The organism is Lentzea sp. NPDC102401, assembly GCF_044765805.1.
GTDB lineage: Bacteria > Actinomycetota > Actinomycetes > Mycobacteriales > Pseudonocardiaceae > Lentzea > Lentzea sokolovensis.
This window is the reverse complement of the sequence record NZ_JBIWKS010000002.1, coordinates 1,024,781-1,036,019: the sequence shown is the minus strand read 5'-3', so window position 1 is coordinate 1,036,019 and position 11,239 is coordinate 1,024,781. Positions and strand designations below refer to the sequence as shown.

The 11,239-nt window shown below is 71.4% G+C and carries 7 protein-coding genes; all 7 read left to right on the top strand.

Annotated features, from left to right (window positions below; all coding sequences use genetic code 11):
• Positions 1-57: 57 nt before the first annotated feature.
• The 7 genes from ACIRG5_RS10285 to ACIRG5_RS10255 all read left to right on the top strand — a co-directional run bounded on the left by ACIRG5_RS10285 (position 58) and on the right by ACIRG5_RS10255 (position 11,211).
• Positions 58-3,021 carry an amino acid adenylation domain-containing protein gene (locus ACIRG5_RS10285; RefSeq protein ID WP_402902944.1) on the top strand — a complete coding sequence of 988 codons (2,964 nt, stop codon included), beginning with the start codon at positions 58-60 and terminating at the stop codon, positions 3,019-3,021.
• A 78-nt stretch (positions 3,022-3,099) separates the two neighbouring features.
• Entirely contained in the window at positions 3,100-6,186 is a 3,087-nt protein-coding gene (locus tag ACIRG5_RS10280) for an amino acid adenylation domain-containing protein (RefSeq protein WP_402902941.1), read from the top strand.
• Positions 6,186-7,277 (top strand): [LysW]-lysine hydrolase, encoded by a 1,092-nt coding sequence (locus ACIRG5_RS10275; RefSeq protein WP_402902939.1) that lies wholly within the window; start codon positions 6,186-6,188, stop codon positions 7,275-7,277. Before ACIRG5_RS10280 ends, ACIRG5_RS10275 begins: the two co-directional genes overlap by 1 nt.
• Positions 7,278-7,281: 4 nt before the next feature.
• Positions 7,282-8,139: a lysine biosynthesis protein LysX gene (gene lysX / locus ACIRG5_RS10270; protein WP_402902936.1), complete on the top strand. Its 858-nt coding sequence runs from the start codon at positions 7,282-7,284 to the stop codon at positions 8,137-8,139.
• Positions 8,136-9,455 carry a DegT/DnrJ/EryC1/StrS family aminotransferase gene (locus ACIRG5_RS10265; RefSeq protein ID WP_402902934.1) on the top strand — a complete coding sequence of 440 codons (1,320 nt, stop codon included), beginning with the start codon at positions 8,136-8,138 and terminating at the stop codon, positions 9,453-9,455. Before lysX ends, ACIRG5_RS10265 begins: the two co-directional genes overlap by 4 nt.
• A complete protein-coding gene (locus tag ACIRG5_RS10260; protein ID WP_402902932.1) occupies positions 9,452-10,267 on the top strand; it encodes a transketolase in 816 nt (271 codons plus the stop codon). Before ACIRG5_RS10265 ends, ACIRG5_RS10260 begins: the two co-directional genes overlap by 4 nt.
• On the top strand, positions 10,264-11,211 hold the full coding sequence (locus ACIRG5_RS10255; protein ID WP_402902929.1) for a transketolase family protein: 948 nt from the start codon (positions 10,264-10,266) through the stop codon (positions 11,209-11,211). The genes ACIRG5_RS10260 and ACIRG5_RS10255 overlap by 4 nt, the downstream gene beginning before the upstream one ends.
• Positions 11,212-11,239 lie beyond the last annotated feature (28 nt).

The following is an 11,239-nucleotide window of genomic DNA, read 5'->3' as shown; positions in this document are numbered from 1 at the left end:
ATGCACGCTGAGTCCACAGTAGACATTCGGACGGCCGCACCGTCATCGCGACACCGGGTGCCGCGAGCCGACCGCGGCGACGGACGGCTGCCGTGTTCGCCGGCGCAGGAACGGCTCTGGTTCCTCGATCAGGTGGACCCCGGCTCTCCGGCGCACGTGGTCGCGGGCGCGGTGCGGTTCACCGGCGACCTCGACATCGCAGTCCTGAGCCGGTGCCTGGACGAGATCGTGCGGCGGCACGAGGTGCTGCGGACCAACATCGTCGAGCGGGCCGGCACGCCCCACCAGGTGGTGAGCCCGCCGGCGCCCGTGCCGTTGCCGGTGCGGGACATCAGGGACGCACCGGACATCGAGCGGGCGATCGACGACGCCGGCCGCCGCGAGGCCGCCACCGCGTTCGACCTGGCGACCGCTCCGATGGTGCGGGCGAGCCTGCTGCGCGTCGACGACCGCGCCCACGTCCTGTTGCTCAGGGTGCACCACGTCGCGTGCGACGGCTGGTCGATCGGCGTGATCCGCGCCGAGCTGACCGCGTTGTACCAAGCCTTCCGCGACGGCCGGCCGTCCCCGCTGCCGGAGCTGCCGGTCCAGTACGGCGATGTCGCGGTGTGGCACCGTGCCCGGCTCGACCGCGGTGAGCTGGACGCTCAGCGAGAACACTGGCGGACGGCGCTGGCGGGCGCGGGCGAACTGCTGCTGCCGACGGACAAGGCCCGTTCCGCCGCACGGACTTCGCGCGGTGACGCCACACCCTTCCGACTGCCATCGGACCTCGTCGCGTCCGTCCGCGGCGTGGCGGCCGAGGCAGGGACGACCCGGTTCACGGTGCTGCTGGCCGCGTTCGCCGCGTTGCTGTCGCGGTGGAGCGGCCAGGACGCGGTGGTGATCGGCTCCCCCGTCCCCGGCCGGTCCGCGGCCGGGACCGAGCCGATGGTCGGGTTCCTGGTGAACGTCCTGCCCCTGCGCCTGGACCTGTCCGGTGATCCGGCGTTCGCGGACCTGGTCGCGGCCGCCCACCAGACGTGCACCGCGGCCCGTGCCAACCAGGACTACCCGTTCGACCGGATGGTCACCGACGTCGGCGCCGACCGCACCGACGGCCTCTCCCCGCTGGTCCAGGTGATGCTGACGCTGCACCCGGCGGCGCCGGCACCCGTGAAGGCCGGTGGGCTGATCATCGAGGAACTGCCGGTCCGTTCGGTGTCCACGAGGTTCGACCTGTCGCTGGACCTCGTGCCCGGCGCGGACGGCGGCATCGACGGGCGCCTGGAGTTCAGCACCGACCTGTTCGCCCGCGACACCGCGGCCAGGATGGCCGACGCGTTCGTCCTGCTGCTGCGGCACGGGGTGTCCCGGCCCGGCGAACCCGTGTCGGCACTGCCGTTGATCACGCAGGCCGAGAGCGCCTGGATCACCCGGGAACTCAGCGGCTCGACCACGCCGTTCGAGGGCCCGCTGACCCTGCACGGGATGTTCGAGCAGTGGGCGGACCGGACTCCGGACGCCACCGCTGTCGTGTCCGGCCGGCACGTGCTCACGTACGCCGAACTGGACGCGCGCGCCAACCAGCTGGCGCACCACCTGCTCGACCTCGGAGTCGGGTCCGAGCAGCTGGTCGGGATCTCGCTGCCGCGGTCGGAGCTGATGATCGTCGCGGCGCTCGGCATCCTCAAGGCGGGTGCGGGATACGTGCCTCTCGACCCCGGCTACCCGCGGTCCCGAGTGGCGCACATGGCCCAGGACGCGAACGTGCCGGTGATCCTGACGCACTCCTCGGTCAAGATCGAGGACTTCGGCGACTCGATCCGGTTCGTGCGCCTGGACACCGACTGGCCGGAAGATCAGCCCGTCACCCGGCCCGACGTCCACGTGCACGAGGCCGGCCTCGCCTACGTGATCTACACATCGGGTTCCACCGGCCTGCCCAAGGGATCGGCCAACGAGCACGCCCGCGTCGTGAACACGCTCCACGGAGTCAACAACGTCTACGACCTCGCGCCGCAGGACCGCATGCTGGCGGTCTCGTCGCTGAGTTACGACATGTCGGTCCACGAGATCTTCGGCGCGCTCGCGACCGGCGCGACGGTCGTCGTGCCGAGCGACGCCGAGACCACGGACCTCGACCAGCTGCTGGAACTGCTGGTGCGCCAGGAGGTCACGGCGTGGAGCTCGGCACCGGCGCTGCTGGACGCCCTGGTCCGGCACATCTGCCGGCGAGGCGGCCTGCCCGGCGCCCGACTCCGCGTGGCAGGGCTGGGCGGCGACCGGATGCCACCCGCGCTGCCCGGCCGGCTCGCGGAGGTGGTCCCCGGCGTCCGGCTGCTGAACCTGGCCGGCATGACCGAGGCGTCGTACTGCAGCCTCGCCCACCGCCTGACGCGCCGCACCTACGCGGGAGGCGTGCCGTGGGGCAGGCCGTTCGCCAACCACCGCGTCTACATCCTCGACCAGCACGGCCGGCCCGCACCTGTCGGCGTGCCGGGTGAGCTGTTCATCGGCGGATCGGGGCCCGGCCGCGGTTACTGGGGCAGGCCGGGGCTGACGGCGGACAGGTTCCTGCCCGACCCGTACAGCACGGAGCCCGGCGGCCGGATGTACGCCACCGGCGACCACGCGCGGTTCCTGGCAGGAGGGGACGTCGAGTTCCTCGGCAGGCTGGACCAGCAGATCAAGATCCGCGGGTTCCTGGTCGAACCCGGCGAGATCGAGGCGGAGCTGGCGACGCACCCGGCGGTGATCGACCCGGTGGTGATCGCGTTCGACGACAACCTGGGCGAACGCCGGCTGGCCGCCTACGTGCTGCCGCGCGGCAGGCAACGCCCGTCCACCGCCGAGCTGCGCGCGTATCTGGCCGCGCTGCTCCCCGACCACATGGTGCCGTCGGTGTACGTGGTGCTCGACCGGCTTCCCCTGCTGCCCAGCGGAAAGCTCGACAGGGCCGCGCTGCCCGCACCCTCGCTGGCCATGGCCGGACTCGCCCAGGAGGCCGCCGCGACGTCGCCTGACGAGGTCCAGCGGTGAGCCAGGGAGATCACCGACTGTCCCGGGCACCGCGCGACCGGCAACGTCTGCAGATCAGGAATGGGAGGTGAGGACCCGGTGACCGACACGTACGTCTTCCCGGCGTCCTTCGGCCAGGAACGGCTGTGGATGCTGCACGAGATGGGCGCGGGCAGCGCCTACCACGTCAGCGGCGCGCTGCGGCTGACGGGCGACCTGGACGCGGACTGCCTGCGGCAGGCGTTGCAACTGCTCGTCGACCGGCACGAGGCGCTGCGCACCGGTGTCGAGATCGGGGAAGGCGGTGCGGTCACGCAGGTCGCGATCTCCGCGCTGACCGTCCCGTTCACCACCGGCGACACAGTGGAAACCGAGCTCGGCGACGCGATCCGCGCCGTCGTCGAGGAGCCGTTCACCCTGTCCTCTCCCCCACTGCTGCGGGCGCGACTGTTGCGGGTCACCGACGCCGGCGAAGCGCAGTGGGTGCTCGTGTTGTGCGTGCACCACATCGTGGTCGACGGCTGGTCGCTGGGCATCCTCGTGGCGGAGCTCGGTGCCGCGTACACGTCGCTGGTGGGCGGGACACCGCCGCAGTGGCCGGAGCCCGAGATGCAGTACGCGGATTTCGCGCTGTGGCAACGGGATTTCCTGGCCGGCGACGAGATCGCCGGGCAGCGCGAGTTCTGGCGGACCACCCTGTCCGGGGCGACCGCGCTCGACCTGGTGACCGACCACCCCCGTACGGCGGCCACGGGCTACCGGGGTGACGTGGTCCGCACGGTCCTGCCGGACGTTCTGGTGAAGCGGCTCGCCACGGCGGCGCAGACCGAGAACGCCACCGAGTTCATGGTGTTCGTGACCGCGTGGTCGGTGGTGCTGTCGCGGTGGAGCGGTCAGCACGACCTCGTCATCGGCACCCCGGTCGCCGGCCGGCCCAGCGACGAGCTCGACGGTGTGGTCGGATTCTTCGTCAACACCCTGCCGTTGCGCGTGCGGCTCGACCCGCACGAGACGCTCCGGCAGACGCTGGCCCGGTGCCGTGCGGTCTGCCTGGCCGCGCTGGCCAACCAGGACGTGCCGTTCGAGTGGATCAAGCAGGCGCTGGGCGACGGCGTGAAGATCCCGCAGACCATGCTGGCCCTGCAGAACACCCCGAGCGGCAGCCTCGGTCTCCCAGGCGTGCAGGTGGAGCAGGTCGGCGTGCCCAGCGGAGGGGCGCAGTTCGACCTCGGTCTGTACCTCGCGCCCGCCGACGGCGGTCTCGCCGCCGAGCTGGCGTTTTCCACCGGTCTGTTCGAACAGGCTTCCGCGCAGCGCGTGCTGGACGCCTTCGTGACCGTGCTGACCGAGTTCGCCGATCACCTCGACTCTCCACTGTGGACCACCCCGGTGCTGTCCGCGGCCGAGCGGGACCAGGTCGTGGCGATGACCGGATCGACAGAGCTCGCCGAACCGCTGACCTCGCTCGCCGGGTCGTTCGTGCAGGCCGTCGAACGCACACCGGACGCGGTGGCGGTCGTCGCGGATGCCACCGGCGATTCACTGACGTACCGCGAACTGGACGCCCGCGCTTCGGGCGTGGCGTCGTGGTTGCGGGCCAACGGTGTCCGGGTGGGCGACTGCGTCGGCGTGTGCCTGGAACGCGGTGTGGACCTGGCTGTGGCCGTGCTGGGCGTGCTGAAGGCGGGCGGGGCGCACCTGCCGCTGGATCCCGACTACCCCGACGGAAGGCTCGCGGCCGTGTTGTCCGCCGGCCGGCCGGGCATCGTGCTCACCTCGGCCACGACACGTGCGCGGGTGACCGGCGGCGCACGTGTCGCCGACATCGGCGAGGCGACCGGAAACCCGTTGGCACCAGCGGAGGTTCCGGGCGGCAGCGGGTCGTACGTGGTGTTCACGTCCGGTTCGACCGGCGTGCCCAAGGGGGCCGTCAACACGGTCGACGGCCTGGCCAACCGGTTGCGCGCGGTGGCGGCGAGGATGCCGCTCGGCGCTCAGGACGTCGTCGCGCAGAAGACGCCGATCGGGTTCGACGTGGCCGTGCCCGAGCTCCTCGGCCCGTTGCTCGCGGGTGCCAGGGCGGTGTTCGCCGCACCGGGCGGTCATCGTGATCCCTTGTACCTCAAGGAGTTCTTCGTCCGCCACGGCGTCACCCACACGCACTTCGTGCCTTCCATGCTGCGCCTGTTCATCGACTCCGGCGTCACGAGCGCCGACGTGCCGCGGCTGAGGCGGGTGCAGTGCAGCGGCGAGGAGGTGTCGGCCAAGCTGGCCGCGGACTTCTTCGCCGCGTTCCCCGGCGTCGAGCTGCACAACATGTACGGACCTGCCGAAGCCGCGGTCGAGGTGACGCACTGCAAGGTCGAGCCGTCGATGACCGGCCACCGGATCCCGATCGGCGACCCGCTGCCCGGCGTTCAGCTGCTGCTGCTCGACGCGCACGGACAGCCTGTGCCCGTTGGCGTTCCCGGTGAGCTGTACCTCGCGGGCGTGCAGAACGCGCGTGCCTACATCGGTCAACCGGGGGCGACCGCGGCCGCCTTCCTCCCGCACGAGAACGGCACGCGCGTCTACAAGACCGGCGATCGCGCGTACTGGAACCCCCAGGGCCAGCTGACCTTCCTCGGCCGCACCGACCACCAGGTCAAGATCCGCGGCCAGCGCGTCGAACCGGCGGAGATCGCGACCACCATGCGCTCGCACCCCGCGGTCACCGACGCGGTCGTGGTCGTCCGGCCGGACAGCCAGGGCAACCCGCGCGTCATCGGCTATCTCGTGGCGGACGGCGACGTGGCGCTGGACGAGCTCCGGCGCCATCTCGCCGACCGGCTGCCCGCCGCCATGGTGCCCGGCCAGTTCGTGACCATGCCGGAGTTCCCGGTGACCGCCAACGGAAAGATCGACCGGGCCGCGCTGCCCCTGCCGGCGGCGGACCTGGAGGAGTCGGCCCGCGTGCCACCGAGGACACCCGTGGAGACGCTGCTGGTGAAGCTGTGGGCCGAGGTGCTGGGTGTGTCGAACGTCGGCGTCCGGGACGACTTCTACGAGCTCGGGGGCGACTCGCTGCGCGCGGTGAACGTGTTGCAGCGCACCCGTGAGGTCGGCCTGGAGCTCCCGCTCCAGGTCCTGCTGGGCAGGCACACCATCGAGGAACTCGCCGAGCAGACCGAGGACGGGCGCGGCTGATGACACGCACCTCCCCCGCCGCGACGGGACGCACGGTGTCCCACCGCGAGGCGATCGACCTGCTGCACCGGATGGTCGCCATCCCTTCGGTGTCCGGCGACGAGCGCGCCGTGGCCGAGTTCGTCGTCGGCGCCATGACCGAGCTGGGTTTCGAGGCGCACGTCGACGAAGTCGGCAACGCCATCGGCGTGATCGGCGAGACCGACGGCCCCACGATCATGCTGCTCGGTCACCTGGACACGGTTCCCGGCGGGCCACCGGTCCGGCTCGACGGCGACCGCCTGCACGGCCGTGGTTCCGTGGACGCGAAGGGCCCGCTCGCGACGATGATCGTCGCCGCCGTGCAGGCGAGGGCGGCGGGCGCACGGATCGTCGTCGTCGGTGCGGTGGACGAGGAACGCGACTCCATCGGCGCACACCACGTCGTGGCCACCCAGCGCGCGGACGCCGTGGTGATCGGCGAACCGAGTGGCGTGGGCACGGTTGTCGTGGGCTACAAGGGTGTCCTGCGCTTCACGTGCACCATGCACCGGCCACAGGCGCACACCAGCACGCCGGAACCCAACGCGGCCGAGGTCGCCGCGGCCTTCTGGGAGTCGCTGCGTTCGCGGTACGCGGTGGACGGAGGCCGGGTCTTCGACCGGTTGTCCCCCACCCTGGTCAGCATGACGGCCGATCTCGTCCGGGCCGAGCTCGTCATCTCCTGCCGGACACCGCTGCACTTCGACACCGACGCCTTCCTGGCCGAGGTGCGCGGTCTCGCCGGGGACGCGGAGCTCACGGTGCTCGAGGTGACGCCGGCGATCCGCAGTTCCCGTGCCGATCCGGTGGCCCGCGCCCTGGCCGGCGCGGTCCGGGCGCACACCGGGAACGCCGAGTTCAAGGTGAAGCTCGGCACCTCCGACATGAACGTCCTGGGCCCGGCGTGGAAGGTGCCGATCGCCACCTACGGCCCCGGCGATCCGCACCAGGACCACACCCCCACCGAACACATCGACCTGCCCGAGTACCTGCTGGCGGTGGCGATCCTGACCGACGCCGTCGACCGGCTCGCCACCGAACTGATGTCACCGAGCCGACCCCGGGGATGACTTGATGGATCTGCCTGTCGCCGTTCTGGCATCGCGTGTCCGCCTCGAGGAGAAACTCATCCTCGCCGAGCTCGCCAGGCGCGGGGTGCCGGTGGAGGTGATCGACCCCCGCCGGGCGCTGTTCGAGCTGCAAGCACCCAAGCCGCGGTACGCGGGCGTCATCAGCCGCGAGATCTCGCACACCCGCAACATGTACGCGGCCCGGCTGCTGGAGCACGCGGGCCTGACCGTGGTCAACAGCGCCGACGTCATCGCGCTGTGCGGTGACAAGCTGCTCACCACCCTCGCTCTGCACGCCGCCGGTCTGCCGGTGCCGAGGGCGGCCGTGAGCCTCTCGCCGGAGCACGCGCTGGAGCACCTGGAGAACTTCGGGTTCCCCCTGGTGTCCAAGCCGGTGAACGGGTCGTGGGGCCATCTGGCCGCGAGGCCCACCGACCGCAACTCCGCGGAGATCATGCTCGAACACCGCCGCGCGCTGCCCAGCCCGCAGTACCAGGTCGTGTACGTGCAGGAGTACGTCGACAAGCCCGGCCGCGACATCAAGGCCTACGTGATGGGTGGCGAGATCATCGGCGTGATCTACAAGATCTCCGACGAGTGGCGCACGAACACCGCGAGGGGCGGGACGACGGCGCGCTGCGACCCGGACGAGGAACTCACCAAGCTCCTGCGCGCGACCGCCGACGTGGTGGGTGACGGCATCCTCGGCATCGACGTGATGGAGTCCCCCGACGGCGGCTACCTGGTCAACGAGGTCAACCACACGCCGGAGTTCCACGGCGCTCTCGAGGTGCTGTCGGTGGACCTGGTCGGGGCCTACGTGGACTTCGCGACCCGCAAGCTCGGCATCGGTGCGGCATGAGCGACAAGCTGGCGATGTTCGGTGGCACCAGGGTGATCGGGAAGGGCAGCGTCCCACCCGAGCAGATCCGGTGGCCGGTGATCACCGACGCCGAGCACGAGGCCACCCGGCGCGTGCTGGACAGCGGGCAGTTCACGTCCAACAGCACCGGCGGCGGCGAGGTGGCCGCGCTGGAGGCGGAATGGGCCGAGTTCGTCGGTGCCCCGCACTGCGCCGCGGTGGTCAACGGCACCGCGGCCATCGAACTGGCCATCGCCGCGGCCGGGATCGAGCCGGGTGCGGAGATCCTGGTGCCCGCGCTGAGCTTCATCGCCAGTGCGGTGGGTGCCGTGCAACGGATGCTCGTGCCCGTGTTCGTCGACATCGATCCGGTCACCTACAACATGTCACCCGAGGCTGCGGCGGCGGCGATCACGTCACGGACCCGCGCGGTCCTCGTGGTGCACCTGCACGGTCTGCCCGCGGACATGGCCGAGTTGCGGGCGCTGGCCGATCGGCACGACCTGCTGCTGATCGAGGACGCCGCCCAGTCGCACGGGGCCACCTACCAGGGCAGGCGCACGGGCACGCTCGGTGACATCGCCACGTTCAGCCTCAACGTGGTGAAGAACCTGCCCACGTGCGGCGAAGGCGGCCTGATCACGACGGCCGACCCCGAGCTGCACCGGAAGGTCGTGCTGCACCGGCAGTTCGGCGAGGACCTGCGCGGGGGCCGGGATCGGGACTACGTTTCCCGAGTGCTGGCCGGAAACGCCAAGCTCAGTGCGATCCAGGCGGCGTTCGCCCGCGCTCAGCTCACCAGGCTGCCGGAGTACGACGCGGCCAGGAAGCACAACATCGAGACCATGCTGGCCGCACTGGCCGGACTGCCAGGCCTGGTGTTACCAGTGGTGCCCCCTGACCGGACCCACGCCTGGCACATCCTGCGGTTCCGCTTCGATCCCACGGCCATGGGACACCCGGACGTCCACCCCGGCGCGTTGCGGTCGATCGTGCACCGGGCACTGCGCGCCGAAGGCGTCCCGGTCCAGCCGTACCAGCTGGTTCCGCTGCCGATGCAGGAAGCCTTCCGGACCCGTGCCGGGTTCGGCGGGTACCCGTGGAAGCTGGGTGGTGACGCCGACCGCCAGGACTCGTACCCGCAGACCACGGCGGTCATCGAGTCGTCACTGACGCTGCAACGCTGGCACCTCAACCCGCACAGCGGCCCGGTGCTGCTGCGGTGCGCCGAGGCGATCCGCAAGGTGTGGGACAACCTGGACACCCTGATCCCGATCGCCCGCAGCCTGGACCACCCGGCGAAGGTGGCCGTATGAGCACCTCACTTGCCGCCAGGGCACTGCACAACCGCGAGCAGATCCTGCGGATGGGATCCTCGCCGTCCGGTACGCACATCGGTGGCAGCCTGTCCTGCGTCGACGTGCTCACCGTGCTGTACGACGAAATCCTGAACGTGCGGCCGGACGAGCCCGACTGGCCGTTGCGCGACAGGTTCATCCTCAGCAAGGGCCACGCGAGCGCGGCCCTCTACGCCGTGCTGGCCTCAGCCGGGTTCATCCCGGAGTCCGAAGTGGACACTTACGCGGCCACCGGCGGCCGGCTCGCGGGCCACCCGTTGCGCCGCCTCCCGGGAGTCGAGTTCCCCAGCGGCTCACTGGGGCACGGGCTGTCCCTCGGCGCGGGAGTCGCACTGGCCGCCCGACGTCTGGGCCACGCGTACCGGACGTTCGTCCTGATGGGCGACGGCGAACTGCAGGAGGGCTCGGTGTGGGAGGCGGCCCAGTTCGCCCCCGCGGCGGGCCTGGACAACCTGGTGGCCGTCGTGGACCGCAACGGCTGGCAGATCACCGGCCGCACCGAGGAGCTGGGACTGGAGCCGCTGGCCGACCGGTGGCGCAGCTTCGGCTGGGCCACCGCCGAGGTCGACGGCCACGACCTGGACGCGCTTCGCGAGCTCTTCACGTCGCTGGAGCCGGGCCGGCCCACGGCGGTCATCGCGAGGACGGTCAAAGGAAAAGGCGTGCCGCTGTTCGAGGACAAGAAGAAGAGCCACCACGTCACGTTGACGCCCGCCCTGCTCACCAGGGCACAGGCGGGCCTGCGGGCGAGGGCGAGGAGGACGTCATGAGCGTCGAGACCGCACCGGGCGTCCTGGTGCCCACCCGCGAGGTCTACCGCCGGGTCCTCGGCGAGCTGGCCGAGCGGGACCGGCGGGTGTTCTGCGTGGACTCCGACATGGGCGGCCTGGAAACGGGTTTCGGCGAACAGTTCCCCGAGCGGTACACCAACGTCGGCATCGCCGAGGCGAACATGATGGGCGTCAGCGCGGGACTGGCCTCCGCGGGCTTTCTCCCGTACGCCAACACCATCAGCACGTTCGCCACGTGCCGCGCGTGCGAGCAGATGAAGGTCGACATCGCGGGCAACAACCTGCCGGTGCGGATCGTGGTCACGCACGCCGGGTTCTCCGCCGGGCACTACGGGCCCACGCACCACGCGCTGGAGGACATCGCCATCGCCCGCACCATGCCCAACATGACCGTCGTCGTGCCGGCCGACTCGGTGGAGACCGAGGCGGCGGTGCGGGCCACCGCGGACCTCCCCGGTCCGCTGTTCCTGCGGCTCGGCCGGGCCGCCACTCCGCTGGTGCACGAGTCGTCCGCCGGCTTCGTCCTCGGCGAGGCCGCCCGGCTGCGCGACGGCGACGACGTGACGATCATCGCCACCGGGCCCTACCCGGTCGTGATGGCCCTGCAGGCGCACGACGTGCTCGCCGCGGCGGGGATCCGCGCGCGGGTGCTGGACATGCACACCGTCAAGCCCATCGACCGGGCCGCGATCGTCGCGGCGGCCGAGCAGACCGGCGGCATCGTCACGGTCGAGGACCACGTGCTGGAAGGCGGGATGAGCAGCGCGGTCTGCGAGGTGCTCGCCGAGACCGTGCCGTGCCGGGTGCGGCGGATCGGCGTCCCGATCTCGTTCTTCGACCTGGTCGGCGACGAGCTGGAACTGCTGACCGCGGCGGGGGTGAGCCCGGACGCCGTCGTCGCGGCGGCGAAGGACCTGCTGTAGGGGACTCTCCGGACTACTTCGGACTGTG